This is a genomic window from Pseudomonas sp. ADPe (assembly GCF_014843515.1).
Classification (GTDB): Bacteria; Pseudomonadota; Gammaproteobacteria; order Pseudomonadales; family Pseudomonadaceae; genus Pseudomonas; species Pseudomonas citronellolis.
On sequence record NZ_CP062122.1, the window covers coordinates 1,958,030 to 1,973,117 of the forward strand.

Annotated in this window: 11 protein-coding genes and 1 pseudogene; 10 read left to right on the top strand and 2 right to left on the bottom strand. The window is 63.5% G+C overall.

Annotated features, from left to right (window positions below; genetic code table 11):
• Positions 1-233: 233 nt before the first annotated feature.
• Both tssI and IG194_RS08895 read right to left on the bottom strand, forming a co-directional pair.
• Positions 234-2,162, bottom strand: a pseudogene (gene tssI / locus IG194_RS08890) (type VI secretion system tip protein TssI/VgrG); the annotation flags it as partial.
• Positions 2,163-2,278: 116 nt separating this feature from the next.
• Positions 2,279-2,797 carry an Hcp family type VI secretion system effector gene (locus tag IG194_RS08895; protein WP_043269424.1) on the bottom strand — a complete coding sequence of 173 codons (519 nt, stop codon included), beginning with the start codon at positions 2,795-2,797 and terminating at the stop codon, positions 2,279-2,281.
• A gap of 694 nt (positions 2,798-3,491) precedes the next feature.
• On the opposite strand from IG194_RS08895, the gene tssA reads away from it, so the two are divergent.
• From tssA to tssH, 10 genes are all read left to right on the top strand, one after another.
• Positions 3,492-5,048 (top strand): type VI secretion system protein TssA, encoded by a 1,557-nt coding sequence (gene tssA / locus IG194_RS08900; protein ID WP_058487479.1) that lies wholly within the window; start codon positions 3,492-3,494, stop codon positions 5,046-5,048.
• A gap of 32 nt (positions 5,049-5,080) precedes the next feature.
• Positions 5,081-5,584 (top strand): type VI secretion system contractile sheath small subunit, encoded by a 504-nt coding sequence (tssB, locus tag IG194_RS08905; protein ID WP_043273230.1) that lies wholly within the window; start codon positions 5,081-5,083, stop codon positions 5,582-5,584.
• Positions 5,585-5,611: 27 nt separating this feature from the next.
• Positions 5,612-7,087 (top strand): type VI secretion system contractile sheath large subunit, encoded by a 1,476-nt coding sequence (gene tssC, locus IG194_RS08910; protein ID WP_043273232.1) that lies wholly within the window; start codon positions 5,612-5,614, stop codon positions 7,085-7,087.
• A gap of 14 nt (positions 7,088-7,101) precedes the next feature.
• Positions 7,102-7,509, top strand: coding sequence for a type VI secretion system baseplate subunit TssE (gene tssE / locus IG194_RS08915; RefSeq protein WP_058487480.1), 408 nt, complete (start codon positions 7,102-7,104; stop codon positions 7,507-7,509).
• 10 nt (positions 7,510-7,519) lie between these two features.
• Entirely contained in the window at positions 7,520-8,041 is a 522-nt protein-coding gene (locus IG194_RS08920) for a PAAR domain-containing protein (protein WP_082936853.1), read from the top strand.
• On the top strand, positions 8,038-8,934 hold the full coding sequence (locus tag IG194_RS08925; RefSeq protein WP_082936854.1) for a hypothetical protein: 897 nt from the start codon (positions 8,038-8,040) through the stop codon (positions 8,932-8,934). Before IG194_RS08920 ends, IG194_RS08925 begins: the two co-directional genes overlap by 4 nt.
• 26 nt (positions 8,935-8,960) lie before the next feature.
• On the top strand, positions 8,961-9,521 hold the full coding sequence (locus IG194_RS08930; protein ID WP_141679689.1) for a hypothetical protein: 561 nt from the start codon (positions 8,961-8,963) through the stop codon (positions 9,519-9,521).
• A gap of 215 nt (positions 9,522-9,736) precedes the next feature.
• A complete protein-coding gene (gene tssF, locus IG194_RS08935; RefSeq protein ID WP_058072780.1) occupies positions 9,737-11,515 on the top strand; it encodes a type VI secretion system baseplate subunit TssF in 1,779 nt (592 codons plus the stop codon).
• Complete coding sequence (gene tssG, locus IG194_RS08940) at positions 11,479-12,495, top strand: type VI secretion system baseplate subunit TssG (protein WP_058487482.1); 1,017 nt, start codon at positions 11,479-11,481, stop codon at positions 12,493-12,495. The genes tssF and tssG overlap by 37 nt, the downstream gene beginning before the upstream one ends.
• Positions 12,496-12,508: 13 nt before the next feature.
• The gene (gene tssH / locus IG194_RS08945) at positions 12,509-15,085 is read left to right on the top strand and encodes a type VI secretion system ATPase TssH (RefSeq protein WP_058487483.1); all 2,577 of its coding nucleotides are present in this window, start codon (positions 12,509-12,511) and stop codon (positions 15,083-15,085) included.
• Positions 15,086-15,088 lie beyond the last annotated feature (3 nt).

Sequence of the window (15,088 nt, forward strand, 5' to 3'; positions counted from 1 at the left end):
CATCTGTCACGCCTTCAACTATTTGTCCCGACTCGAGTTGAATCCGATAGGGTGCATTAGCCTGGGGTTTCCCTGTTCCTTTATTTCTAACCAGAAAGCTCAAGTCATGTGTGACATCACTTGCGGCACAGACTCCCTCCTTGCACTTCTCGCATTCCTCGCAGAAGGGCGCGCTGCGCTTGAAGGTATTGATCTGCGCCGGGGTCAGGAGGAACCCGGGCCGGTCGGCATCAGCCTGTTGGAGCAGGCCCGGCAGCAAAGGAGCCGCCACGGTGCCCGTGCCGGGGCTGCCTCCACTGTTGAGCTTGACGTCGGCGCCGCTGAGGGTGACGCCAGCACCGTCCAGCTTGACGAAGCTGCCGCCGGCCTTGAGGGTCAGTTCGCTGCCGGCTTCCAGCACCACCTTGAGCCCGGCGGAGAGGTGGATTTCCTGACCGGCCTCGATGAACTGGCCACTGCCGAGCTTCAGGTGCTGGTCGTTGCCCACCGTCAGGTGGTCGTCGGCGCGCACCTCGACCTTGCGGTCGCCATGGGTGGTGCGGTGTTCCTCGGCCTTGAACTCGCTATAGGCGTTGGCTTCCACGGTGTCGTGGCGTTCGTGGCCGACGCGGATCTTCTGGTCGTGCTCGATGTTCTCGTCCCAGTCGCGTTGGGCATGCAGGTAGATCTGCTCCTGGCCCTTGCGGTCCTCGATGCGCAGTTCGTTGTAGCCACCGCCGCCGGGGCTGGAGAGCGTCTTGAACAGGCTGCGGGTCTTGTTCGCCGGCAGTTCGTAGGCCGGCAGGTGCTCGGCGTGGTACAGGCAGCCGCTGATCAGCGGCTGGTCCGGGTCGCCCTCGAGGAAGGTCACCAGCACTTCCATGCCGATGCGCGGGATGGCGATGGCGCCGTACTGCTTGCCAGCCCAACTGGAGGCCACGCGCAGCCAGCAGCTGGTCTTGTCGTCGGCCTGGCCCTCGCGGTCCCAGTGGAACTGCACCTTGACCCTGCCGTAGCGGTCGCAGTGGATTTCCTCGCCCTTGGGCCCCGTCACCACAGCGGTCTGGCTGCCCAGCACGCGCGGCTTGGGATGCGCCAGCGGCGGGCGGTAGGGCACGTCCCAGGGCGTGGCGAGGAAGCGGTTGCGGTAGCCCTGCTGGAAGTCGTCCTTGCCGTCGCGGGCGTCGCTGGTGACCGACTCTTCCAGCACCTGCGGCTGCTTGCCTTCGTGCCGCACTTCGGTGAGCAGCCAGAGGTCGTTCCACTCGCCGCGCGGGTGCTCGCGCAGGGGCAGGAAATGGCCGCTGCGCAGGCTCGGCTGGTCGCTGCGGCCTTCGGCCTGGCGGTAGTCGGCGCGGTGCCTTTCCAGGCTGCGCTGGCTTAGCAGCTTGCCGCGCTCGCGGTCGGTGAAGCGACCGGGGTAATCGTAGTCCCTCGAGGTCCGGGCGACTGTCGCTGCGCGCCGTGATTTCCAGTTGCAGCCTGGGCTTCTCGAAGTCGTAGTCGCGGCGGCTGACGCGGGCGGTACGGGTATCCAGACGCTGACCGAAGCGCTTGATCACCGGCAGGTCGGCGACCAGGCCGGAGTCCTGCTGGTAGGCCACCGGCGCCAGCCTGGGAAAGGCCGTCTGGTCGTCGCCGAACACCAGCAGGTGCCCGTCGGGGCTGTGCTCGAAGTGGTAGTGGAGGCCTTCCTCTTCGCACAGGCGCTGGACGAAGTGCAGGTCGCTCTCGTCGTACTGGGTGCAGTAGTCGCGCGGCGGGTAGACGGTGGGGCCGAGCTGGAAGCGGTAGGCGTCGGCGAGGACGCCGTGTTCCTCCAGCACCCGGGTGATGATCTGCGGCACCGTCAGCTGCTGGAAAATGCGCTGGTTATGCCGATGCGCGAGGTAGGCCAGGCGCGGCACCAGGCTCACCTGGTAGCGGGTCAGGCGCTTGCCGGATTCGCCCTGGGCCACCCGGTGCAATTGGCCATGGATGCCGTGGCCCTGCCCCAGGTCCAGGTAGGCGCCCTTGTGCAGCAGGCTTTCCAGGTCCAGGTCGGGACGTTCGCTGACCAGTTCGATGTCGAAGCGGTAGGGCTGGTTCAGGGCTTCGCGGCCATGGAATTCGAGCACCTGCAGGTCGCTGTCGAGGCCGTCGATATTCAGGCTGAAATGGGGCTGGTTGGCCGGGGCGAACATCCTATGTTCCTCTGCGCGGAGGGCCTGCCCGGCAGTTGCCGCAGCGCCGGCTCAGGCCTGGAAAAGACACATCGGCCGGAAACCCGGCCGATGTGAACAGCACGTGTCGCGACCGATCAGGAAGCGATCGGGGTGCGCCAGTCGTCGGAGCCGGAGGTGCCGGAAACCTCATGGGTCCAGACGATCTTGCGGTAGGTGAAGTAGACGTCTTCCAGGTGGGTGAAATGCGCCATGTTCGGATCCTGGCAGTTCGGCATGCGCGACTGCACGTCGACGATCACCGCGTCTTCCAGTTCGATGGTGAAGTAGTGCTCCTGGGTGCCGGTGGAGGAGGTGCGGTACCACTCCAGGCGGCACTTGTTCAGGCGCTCGCCGGAGGTCAGGGCGTTGAAGATCAGCGGCGAGGACTTGTCGAAGACCTTGGTGATCATCAGCGGCTTGTGCACGCGCTGGCCGGTCGGCTGGCCGGACTGCGGGTCGCGCGGGATGATGACCTGGTGGTTGAACGCCTGGACCAGGACCTGGTCTTCGTGGCCTTCCTGGAAGATGTTGCCGACCGAGTCCTCGGTGAAGGTGCCGGCGGTGATCAGGCCCTGTTTGGTGCCTTCGAGGGACAGGTATGCGGGTGTTGGCATGAAAGCTCTCCTTGCCGTGTGAGTTGATGGCCCCGGGGTTCAAAACCCTGTGGGTGGCCAGGCTATAACAATTTGCGTGCCAATCACTTCTCAGCGCCCGGAATACAAGGCTTTCGATAAAACAGCCATTGTTCTTGAACAACTCATGCCGCGATTACTGCGCAACTTCTTGCACACCACTGCGCAACTTCTTTCACACCAGGCATCCATCCCTACTCCCATCTGTTCGGAAGCAGCTCAACCCTTGCTTTCTCGATGAAAATCTCGGCAAGAATTTGCACACCTGGAATATCGCACCCCAACACACCAAGGTTGTAAAAAGTTCCCGGAAAAATGATATCAAACCGATATCAATCGACACGAATCGGAGATTAAGAAATTTCTTAGCAATGCCATAAGAGTGCGACAAAGCGCCTGGAAAACCGCTGAAAACCATCGTTCTAGAGCCATCCACGAGGAATGAAGATTGTGTGCGCCAACTCACACGACCTCATTTGGGCTTGAAAATCCTACAAATAAAATAGCCAATGTCCTACAAGACATCCCTGGCCAATACATGCACTATTGCCCGCCACTTGAGTGGCAGTTTTTTGCCACCCAGGAACGTCCCGTCGCTTGCCCGGGTATCTCATACCGGAACTTTTAGTACGGCGTCATATAGATAGTTCAGCCTAATCACGGAACGATTGCAGGGATGAGCCACACCAGAAAACTTGCATCGCATTATCTCGAACTGGCCGATACGCCTGCCTCGCGGGAGAGCTACGCCGGTGAGGACGTCCGTTATTCGGTGGAATTCGAAGCGCTGGAAACCGAGCTGGGCAAGGCCACTTCCCTGCATGGCAGCGGCCCGATCGACTGGCAGAAGATTCTGGAGGGCAGCGAGCGCCTGCTGCGGGAGCAATCCAAGGATCTACGCGTCGCTGCCTGGCTGACCTGGGCCCTGCAGCAACGCGAATCCTTTTCCGGCCTGCTGGCCGGCCTGGGGATGCTCCTGCGGCTCTGCGAGCAGCACTGGGATGATCTCCACCCGCGCAAGCCGCGGACTCGCGCGGCAGCCCTGGAATGGCTGGCGACACGTCTGGAGCCCCTGTTCGCCGACGACGTTGCGGTAAAGGAGCAACTGCCGCTGTTCCGCCAGTTGGCCGACACCCTCAAGAAGCTGGAAGAGTTCCTCCACGAGAAGCTGGGCGATGATGTCCCCAGGTTGCTTCCGCCGCAGAGGGCCCTGGAGGCGATGGTCGAACGGGCCTCCCAGGCGCAGCCCGAACAGGGGCCGGTCGGCGCGGTGATGGCCCAGATGAAGCAGGCCGCCACTCAGTTGCTGGCGCCTGTCAGCAGCATCGAGAACGAGAAGGATGCCCACAAGGCCCTGCGCGCCCAGCAGGATGGGGCCCGCCCGCTCTGCGCCTGGTGGCTGAAGCAGAAGGCCACCGACCTGCGCGCACTACGCCTGAACCGCACCCTGCTGTGGCTGCCGATCGACAACCTGCCAGAGCGCAATGCCGAACAGCTCACGGCGCTGCGCGGCCTGCCTCAGGACAAGCTGAACATCTACCGCGAGCGTTTCGAGAAAGGCCACTACGCCGACCTGCTGGTCGACCTGGAAGGCAGCCTCGCGCGTTCGCCCTTTTGGTTCGACGGCCAGCGCCTGGCCTGGGAGTGCCTGCAGGCGCTGGACGCCGAACACGCCATGCGTGAAGTGGAAATCCAGCTGGCGCTGTTCCTGCAGCGGCTGCCCGGGGTGGTCGAGTTGCGCTTCCACGATGGCAGCCCTTTCGCCGACCCAGCCACTCGCGCCTGGATCAGCGCCTATGTCCTGCCCCATCTGCAGGCGCCGGCCAGCGTCCGCGAAGTGCCGGTGAGCCAGGAACTCCCGGCCTGGGAACAGGCCCTGCAGGAAGCCTTGCCGGTGTTGCGCAAGGACGGCCTGAAACCCGCGGTACAGCAGCTCAAGCAGGGGCTGCAGAGCGCCTATGGCGGCCGCCAGCGCTTCTTCTGGCAACTGAGCATGGCGCGCCTGTGCTACCAGGCCAAGAAATACGAACTGGCCCGCACCCAACTGGAATCCCTCGACCAGGAACTGCAGGACACCGGCCTGCACGACTGGGAACCCGACCTCGCCCTGGAGGTGCTGCACCTGTTGCACAGCTGCTGCGAACTGCTACCGCAGAACCATGCCGTGCGCGAGCGCAAGGACGAGGTCTATCGCAGGCTGTGCCATCTCGACCTCGAGATGGTGCTCGACTAGGCCTTCGGGCCCTAACGCAAAGGAGACATGCCATGGCCAAAGAAGGCTCGGTAGCCCCCAAGGAACGCATCAACATCACTTTCAAGCCGGCTACCGGCGGCGCTCAGGAAGAAATCGAGCTGCCGCTGAAGGTACTGGTGCTCGGTGACTTCACCCAGCGCGCGGACGAACGCAAGGTCGAGGATCGCAAGCCGATCGGCATCGACAAGAACAACTTCGACGAAGTGCTCGCCAAGCAGGAACTGGGCCTCACCCTGAGCGTGCCGAACCGACTGCAGGACGAAGGCGGCAGCGACGAGTTGGCCATCGCCCTGAAGATCAATTCGATGAAGGACTTCAACCCCGCCAACCTGGTCGACCAGGTACCGGAGCTGAAGAAACTGATGGAGCTGCGCGAAGCCCTGGTCGCCCTGAAGGGCCCGCTGGGCAATGCCCCGGCCTTCCGCAAGGCCATCGAAGGCGTGCTCGCCGACGAGGAATCGCGTGGCCGCGTACTCAACGAGCTCGGCCTCGACGGCAACGAGCAGGACGCCTGAGCCAAGGACTGAAAAGGAAGCCAACACATGAGCACCAGCGCAGTACAGCAAAACGGCGGCGCCAGCGCCGAATACGGTATTCTCGACCGCATCATCGCCGAAACCCGCCTGAGCCCGGACGACGACGCCTACGGCATCGCCAAACGCGGCGTGTCGGCCTTCATCGAGGAGCTGCTGAAGCCGCAGAACCAGGGTGAACCGGTGAAGAAGGCCCTGGTCGACCGGATGATCGCCGAGATCGACGCCAAGCTCAGCCAGCAGATGGACGAAATCCTCCACCACGCCGAGTTCCAGGCGCTGGAGTCGTCCTGGCGCGGCCTGAAGCTGCTGATCGACCGCACCAACTTCCGCGAGAACATCAAGGTCGAGCTGCTCAACGTCTCCAAGCAGGACCTGCTGGATGATTTCGAGGACTCCCCGGAAGTGGTCCAGTCCGGCCTCTACAAGCACATCTACACCGCCGAGTACGGCCAGTTCGGCGGCCAGCCGGTGGGCGCCATCGTCGCCAACTACTACTTCGACCCGAGCGCGCCCGACGTCAAGACCATGCAGTACGTGGCCAGCGTCGCCAGCATGTCCCACGCGCCCTTCATCGCCGCCGCCGGCCCGAAGTTCTTCGGCCTGGAAAGCTTCACCGGGCTGCCGGACCTGAAGGACCTGCGCGATCACTTCGAAGGCCCGCAGTTCACCAAGTGGCAGAGTTTCCGTGAGCAGGAGGACGCGCGCTACGTCGGCCTGACCGTCCCGCGCTTCCTGCTGCGCAACCCGTACGACCCGGAAGACAACCCGGTGAAGACCTTCGTCTACAAGGAAAACGTCGCCAACAACCACGAGCACTACCTGTGGGGCAACACGGCCTATACCTTCGCCAGCCGGCTGACCGACAGCTTCGCCAAGTTCCGCTGGTGCCCGAACATCATCGGCCCGCAGAGCGGCGGCGCGGTGGAGGACCTGCCGCTGCACCACTTCGAGAGCATGGGCGAGATCGAGACCAAGATCCCCACCGAGGTGCTGGTATCCGACCGCCGCGAGTACGAGCTGGCCGAGGAAGGCTTCATCGCCCTGACCATGCGCAAAGGCAGCGACAACGCGGCGTTCTTCTCCGCCAACTCGGTGCAAAAGGCCAAGAACTTCGGCATCAGCGAGGAAGGCAAGATCGCCGAGCTCAACTACAAGCTCGGCACCCAGCTGCCCTACCTGTTCATCGTCAACCGCCTGGCGCATTACCTGAAGGTGCTGCAACGCGAGCAGATCGGCGCCTGGAAGGAGCGCACCGACCTGGAGCTGGAGCTCAACAAGTGGATTCGCCAGTACGTCGCCGACCAGGAGAACCCCAGCGCCGAAGTCCGTAGCCGCCGTCCGCTGCGCGCCGCGCAGGTGGTGGTCAGCGATGTCGACGGCGAGCCGGGCTGGTACCGCGTCAGCCTGAGCGTGCGTCCGCACTTCAAGTACATGGGGGCGGACTTCACCCTGTCGCTGGTCGGCAAGCTCGACAAGGAATGAGCAGGAGCTGAGCGATGAGCGGATACGGCAGCCTTTTCGAACGCCTCGGCGGCGAAGCCGGCCAACGCGCCGGCTGGAGCCGGGAGGTCGCCGCCATGGCGTCGGTGGCTGCCCATCTGGCCAAGATGCTCAGCACCCGTGCGGGCAGCGTGCAAACGCTGCCCGACTACGGGCTGCCCGACCTCAACGACATGCGCCTGAGCCTGCACGACGCCCTGAACCAGGCCCGCAATGCCATCGAGCGCTTCATCGAAGCCTATGAGCCGCGCCTGTCGAATGTCCGTGTGAGCCCCCTGCCCCGCGAACGCGACCCGCTGCACCTCGCCTTCTCCATCGAAGGCGTGCTCGAGGTCGACGGCCTCAAGCGTGCGGTCAGCTTCGCCGCGAGCCTGAATGGCAGCGGCCAGGTCCAGGTCAGCTAAGGAGAACCCCATGTCCGGAAAACCCGCCGCCCGCGTCACCGACCCGACCGCCTGCCCCGTCCCGGGCCACGGCGTGAACCCGATCGCCGCCGGCTCCCCCGACGTGCTCTTCGACGGCCTGCCCGCCGCCCGACAAGGCGACCCGTCCGCTTGCGGCGGCGCCATGGTCGGCAACGTGATCCCGAACGTGCTGATCAACGGCAAGCCGGCCGTCGTGGTCGGCAGCGTGGGTAGCCATGGCAATGTGGTCGTTGGTGGGTCGGGGACAGTAATAATTGGAAGTACGCACTCGCCCGCTCCGTTCATTCCTCCCACCCCGTTACTGGGCAGATTTGATGAACAATTCAGGATCGTGGATGAGAACGGATCTCCGCTGGCCAACGTGCCTTTCCACATCCGTGAGCAATCTGGAAGGGTCCATAAAGGATTTTCCGATGCAGAAGGTAAAACTCCTAGAATCTTCACCCATCATGAAGAACAACTGGAGATTACCGTAGGAGTCTCTGCGCTTGAAAAGTGGAGAGACAAATGAGCGAATTCCAATGCAAAGCACCGACTAATCAGAATTCTGGGTCCATTAGCAATATTCCCGGATATCTGATGCCTACTCGTGCATTTTTCTTTGTCATAGTCGAGGAAGTTGGAAAGGATGGATTCCTAGTACGAAAAATCTATGCCTCCAACAAAAGCCCGTATTTGCAGAACATGAATCTCTCTCCCCTTCAGCAACTTTCAGAGCTTAATCCAGAGCGCTATGGAATGCAGCCGAAAGGACCTAATGCTCCCTACTCAGTTGCCGAGCATGTCATGGGTGGCGGGAAAAATGTCTCTCCGTATATATCAACCAGCTCGATATTTCCTGATGGCTCACCGCGATTCGATGGTCGAAGTATATTCATCGATATTAATAAGGCCCAGAGCGCTGGACTGAAACTGATCTCAACCAATGAGATCCTCAGTCAACTTGAGCACTACAAGAGAGCCAACCCTCACCTCACCAAACGCATTGACAAGATTGCGAGTTACATCCGAGATGTGGATAGGGAGGTGCTGATTCATGGCGAGAAGGTGCCCGCAAATGCCATTTTCAATGAAAGCTCTCTCAAGTTCACATTAACTGCTACCAAGGCTGCACGTGTAATCCAAGTCGTCGGTATCGTGTTTACTGCCTATGACATAACTCAGGCTTCCAACGAGTCGATCCGGGTTGGCAGCGCAAAGCCGATAACTGCCGAACTGGTGCGTCAGGCAGGGGGTTGGGGAGCGGCGTGGGCCGGTTTCAAGATCGGAGGAGTCGCTGGTGCAGCCTTGGGAGTCGAGACCGGTCCCGGTGCGTTCGTCAGCGGTCTGGTAGGCGGAATTATTTTCGGCACGGCCGGGTACTTCGGTGCTGATTGGGTTGCTGATCACATCTATGAGAACTGACACATTAACGAATCGGTGAGCTATAGATGAATCCAATAAAGTTTCTGCTGAAAATATTTCGCCAGGAACGGCCAGCCTGCCTATTTCCTTACCTGCCAGAAAACCCAAGCATAATCAAGGGAAATGAGCAGTTCAATTCCTACCCACCCAAGAGTTTCCTTGGGAGTCAAGGCAACTACGCATACTATGTCGTCATGGTGCTCGGACACGAGGAACTCCCCGAACTTCTCACCCTTATTAAATCACGATTTTCAGCTACCGAATCAATAAATGAATCCATATTGAGCAATGAAAATCAGGAATCGCTAGCCCTTTCCTATCGAGATGAATTCGGCGGAATACTCGTGGAGGCAACAACCAACTCCATATCATTATTACAGTCATTTGATGAGCGATTCAGGTGTCCGCCAGCACCATGGATCGCTTTCCCGGACATGGCCCCCATAGAAGCAAGCCTCCCCAAACAAGGTAGCCTTGAGTACTGGTGGGATCACATCTGGACGCCATTCTGGACGAGTCAATCTGCGAGCGAGAAAGAACAGTATCTACACAACGCTACCGAAGAATGGCGGGAGGTTCTCTCTTGAGCGCCTTTCTCAAAAAACCCTGCATCTATTGGATCAATTTCGACAAAGAGAAATAAGGCATTAGAGATGGGTGAGCCGGACCGGCAAAACATCGGATTAAGCATCTTCATCAGCAATACGCCATACCGGAGCAATGAGAACTGACGCCTCGGCGTCAACAAGTGCATCGCAGGGCGGGACGCCCGGCAGACAGAGAAATCCTCAGGGACTGCAGCATGTCATTCAACCACTACTACCAAAGCGAACTGAGCGCCCTGCGCCAGCTGGGCCGGCGTTTCGCCGAGCGCAGCCCGGCGTTGGCGCCGTTCCTTGCGCAGAGCGGGCGCGACCCGGATGTCGAGCGCCTGCTGGAGGGCTTCGCCTTCCTCACCGGGCGCCTGCGGCAGAAGCTCGACGACGAGCTGCCGGAGCTGACCCATTCGCTGATGCACCTGCTGTGGCCGAACTACATGCGGCCACTGCCGGCGTTCAGCATCCTGCAGTTCGATCCGCTGCCGCATCCCGGCCCGGCGCTGCTGGTTCCGCGCGATACGCCCGTGGAAAGCCAGCCCATCGCCGACGTGCGCTGCCGCTTCCGTACCTGCTACCCGACCGAGGTCGTGGCGCTGCGTACCAGCGGCCTGAACTACTCGGTGAAGGGCGATGGCGCGCTGCTCAGCCTGCGCCTGGAAATGACCTGCGACGGCCACCTCGGCGAACTGCAGCTGAACCGTCTGCGCTTCTACCTGGCCGGCGAGCGCTATATCAGCCAGATGCTCTACCTGGGCCTGGTGCACGACCTCGACAACGTCGAGCTGGTACCGCTGGACGGCGACCACAAGCCCCTCGTCGAAGGCGAGAAGCCGATGCGCCTGCCGGGCGACCGGGTACAGCCGGTCGGCTTCGCCGAAGACGAGGCGCTGATCCCCTACCCGCTCAATACCTTCCGCGGCTATCGCTTCCTGCAGGAATATTTCGCCTTCCAGGACAAGTTCCTGTTCGTCGACCTGCTGGGCCTGGACCGCCTGCGCACCCTCCCCGAGGACAAGCTCAAGCAGGTACGCGGCCTGGAGCTGCGTTTCGACATCCGCCGCAGCGGCATCCAGCGTCTGCGGCCAACCCTGGACAACCTCAAGCTGCACTGCACGCCAATCGCCAATCTGTTCAGCCACGACGCGCTGCCGATCCGCCTGGATGGCAAGCAGGACGAATACCTGCTGCTGCCCGCCGAGTACGACGTGCAGAACTGCGGCGTCTTCGCCGTGGAGAACGTCACCGGCTGGCGTCCCGGCGGCCTGGGCCACCAGGAGTACGTGCTGTTCGAGTCCTTCGAGCACGACGCCAGTTTCGACGTACCCAGCAGCCGCCCGCACTACAGCGTGCGCCAGCGTTCCTCGCTGCTGCACGACGGCCTGGACACCTACCTGAGCTTCGGCGTGCGCGACTACGAAGAGCACGAGACCCTGTCCATCGAGCTGACCTGCACCAACCAGAACCTGCCGCGCCGCCTGAAGCTGGGCGACATCAACCTGGCCAGCGAGAAAACCCCGGAGTTCCTCAGTTTCCGCAATATCACCCCGGTGACGTCCAGCTACGCGCCGCCGCTGAATCGCGACTTCCTCTGGAAGCTCATCAGCAACATGTCGCTGAACTACCTGTCGCTGGCCAACATCGAGGCGCTCAAGGTGATCCTCGAGACCTACGACCTGCCGCGCTACTACGACCAGCAGGCCGAGAAGGTCAGCAAGAACCTGCTCAACGGCCTGCGCTCGGTCCGTCACGAACCGGTCGACCGCCTGCACCGCGGCCTGCCGGTACGCGGCCTGCGCACCGAACTGACGATCGACCCGCAAGGCTACATCGGCGAAGGCGACATGTTCGTCTTCGCTTCCGTGCTCAATGAATTCTTCGCGCTCTACGCCAGCCTCAACTCGTACCACGAGCTGCAGGTGAAAAGCACACAGGGAGAGGTGTACCAATGGACACCGCGCATGGGACAGCAGCCCCTGCTCTGAGCCGGCTCAGCCGGGACATTCGCGAGTACTCGCTGTTCCAGGCCGTGCTCCTGGTCATCGAGCGCCTGCGCCAGGCGACCCCGGAGGGCCTGCCGTGCAGCGACGAGGCGCTCTACGAACGCCTGGAGTTCCAGGCCAACCCGAGCCTGGGTTTTCCCGGCAGCGATATCCACAGCGTGCAGTTCTTCGAGGAGAACGGCGAGCCGCGCGCGCGCCTGCGCCTGAACCTGGTCGGCCTGTGCGGCTCCGGCTCGCCGCTGCCGGCCTTCTATGGCGAGCAGGCGCTGGGCGACAGCGAGGACGGCAACCCGACCCGCGATTTCCTCGACCTCTTCCATCACCGACTGCACCGGTTATTGCTGCCGATCTGGCGCAAGTACCGCTATTACGCCCGCTTCGAAACGGGCGCGCTGGACGCCTTTTCCGAGCGCCTGTTCGCCCTCATCGGCCTGGGCGGCGAGCAGTTGCGCCGCGCCGAGGAGCTGAACTGGAAGCGCCTGCTGCCGTACCTGGGCCTGCTCAGCCTGCGGGCCCATTCCGCAGCGCTGATCGAGGCGGTGCTGCGTTACTACTTCAAGCACGCCGCGCTTTTCATCGAGCAGTGCATCGAGCGCAGCGTGTGCATCCAGGCGGACCAGCGCAACCGCCTCGGCCTGGCCAACAGCCGCCTGGGCGAGGACCTGGTGCTGGGGGAACAGGTACGCGACCGCAGCGGCAAGTTCCGCATCCACATCCGCGAACTCGACTGGGAGCGCTTCCACGACTTCCTGCCGATCGGCAACGGCTATCAACCGCTCTGCGCCCTGGTGCGCTTCACCCTGCGCGACCCGCTGGACTACGACCTGCGCCTGGAACTGCACCACGAGGCCATCCGCGAGCTACGCATAGGCGCCGACAACCCTTGCCGCCTGGGCTGGACCAGTTGGCTGGGACGGGAGCATGCCGACGGCATCGTCACCCTGGGCAGCCGCATTCATTAAGGACCGATGACCCATGATCAACCTCGACCTGCAACAACTCGTCCAGGCCCTGGACACCGAGACCCGCCGCGACCTGGAAGGCGCCGCCGAGCGCTGCGTGGCCCGCAACGGCAGCAAGATCCTCGTCGAGGATCTGTTGCTGGCGCTGCTGGAACGCCCCCAGAGCCTGTTGCAACGCGCCCTGCAGGATGCCGGGGTGGATGCCGGCGAGCTGGCGGCGGCGCTGCAGCCACGCGCCGAGAACAGCGCCTCGCGCAACCCGGTGTTCGCCGTGGAGCTGATGCAGTGGCTGCAGGACGCCCTGCTGGTGGCCAACCTGGAACTGCGCCAGAGCCTGATCGACCAGGCCGCGCTGATCCTCGCCCTGCTGCGCAATCCCCTGCGCTATGCCGGCAGCCACTACCAGGAGCTGCTGGCCAGACTGAACGCGGAGCGCCTGCGCGAATACGCCCTGGCCCAGCAGGAGCGGCAGCCCGCCACTGACGCCGCCAATCCCGGCGAGTCGATGCTCGAGCGCTTCACCCACAACCTCACCCGCCAGGCCCGCGAAGGCCGGCTGGACCCGGTACTGTGCCGCGACGACGCGATCCGCCAGATGATCGACATCCTCGCGCGGCGGCGGAAGAACAACCCCATCGTGGTCGGCGAGGCCGGGGTGGGCAAGACCGCCGTGGTCGAGGGGCTGGCCGCGCGCATCGTCGCCGGCGAGGTGCCCGAGGCGCTGCAGGGCGTCGAACTGCTGTCCCTGGACATGGGCCTGCTGCAAGCCGGGGCCAGCGTCAAGGGCGAGTTCGAGCGCCGCCTGAAGGGTGTCATCGAAGAAGTGAAGGGCGCGGCCCAGCCGACCATCCTGTTCATCGACGAAGCCCACACCCTGATCGGCGCCGGCGGCCAGGCGGGCGGTTCGGATGCGGCCAACCTGCTCAAGCCGGCCCTGGCGCGCGGCGAGCTGCGCACCATAGCCGCGACCACCTGGGCCGAATACAAGAAGTACTTCGAGAAGGACCCGGCGCTGGCGCGGCGCTTCCAACCGGTGCAACTGCACGAACCCAGCGTGGCCGAGGCGGTGACCATCCTGCGTGGCCTGGCCAAGGTCTACGAGGCCAGCCACGGCATCTACCTGCGCGACGACGCCGTGGTCGCCGCGGCCGAGCTCTCAGCGCGCTACCTGGCCGGCCGCCAGTTGCCGGACAAGGCCGTGGACGTGCTCGACACCGCCTGCGCCCGTGTGCGCATCAGCCTGGCCGCCGCGCCGGAAAGCCTGGAGCGGCTGCGCGGCGAACTGGCCGAAGGCGAGCGCCAGCGCCAGGCCCTGCGCCGCGACCGCGAGGCCGGCCTGGCGGTCGACGAGCAGGCCCTGGAGGCATTGCAGCAACGTCTGGAACAGGCCGCTGTGGAACAAACCGAGCTGGAACAGCGCTGGCAACGTCAGCGTGAGCTGGCCAACGAACTGCTCGACCTGCGCCAGCGCCTGGCCAAGGCCCGCGAGGACGCGGAAGAAGATTCGGAAGGCCTGGAAGAACGCCTGCACCAGACCCACGCCGCCCTGCGCGACGCCCAGCAGGACGAACGCCTGGTCAGCTTCGAGGTCTGCCCGCGGCTGGTCGCCGAGGTCATCAGCCACTGGACCGGCGTGCCCCTGTCGCAACTGGCCCGCGAGCACAACGCCAAGGTCGCCAGCTTCGCCGCCGACCTGCGCCAGCGCGTGCGCGGCCAGGAACAGGCGGTGCAGGCGCTGGACCGGGCCATGCGCGCCACCGCCGCCGGCCTGAACAAACCCGACGCGCCGGTGGGCGTGTTCCTGCTGGTCGGCCCCAGCGGCGTCGGCAAGACCGAGACCGCCCTCGCCCTGGCCGACCTGCTGTATGGCGGCGAGCGCTTCCTCACCACCATCAACATGTCCGAGTTCCAGGAGAAGCACACCGTGTCCCGGCTGATCGGCGCGCCCCCCGGCTACGTCGGCTACGGCGAAGGCGGCATGCTCACCGAGGCCGTGCGCCAGAAGCCCTACTCGGTGGTGCTGCTGGACGAGGTGGAGAAGGCCGACCCGGACGTGCTCAACCTGTTCTACCAGATCTTCGACAAAGGCATCGCCAACGACGGCGAAGGCCGCGAGATCGATTTCCGCAACACGCTGATCCTGATGACCTCGAACCTCGCCAGCGAGCGCATCGCCGCACTCTGCGCCGATGGCCAGCGGCCCACCGCCCAGGCGCTCGAGGAAGCCATCCGCCCGGCGCTCAGCCGTCACTTCAAGCCAGCCCTGCTGGCCCGCATGCGCGTGGTGCCCTACTACCCGGTGGAGGGTGAAGTGCTGCATGAGCTGGTGCGCCTCAAGCTGGCCCGCCTGGGCGATCGCCTGCAGCGCCGCCAGCTGCAGTTCAGCCATTGCGATGCCCTGGTCGAACACCTCGCCGCTCGCTGCACCCAGGGCGACAGCGGCGCCCGCCTGATCGACCAGTTGCTCGACCAGCACCTGCTACCACAGATCGCCGACCGCCTGCTGCAGGCCATGGCCATGGGCGAAACGCTGAACCGCGTGCACGCCACCCTCGAGGGTGGAGTGGCCGTTACCTGCGAGTTCGCCTGAGGT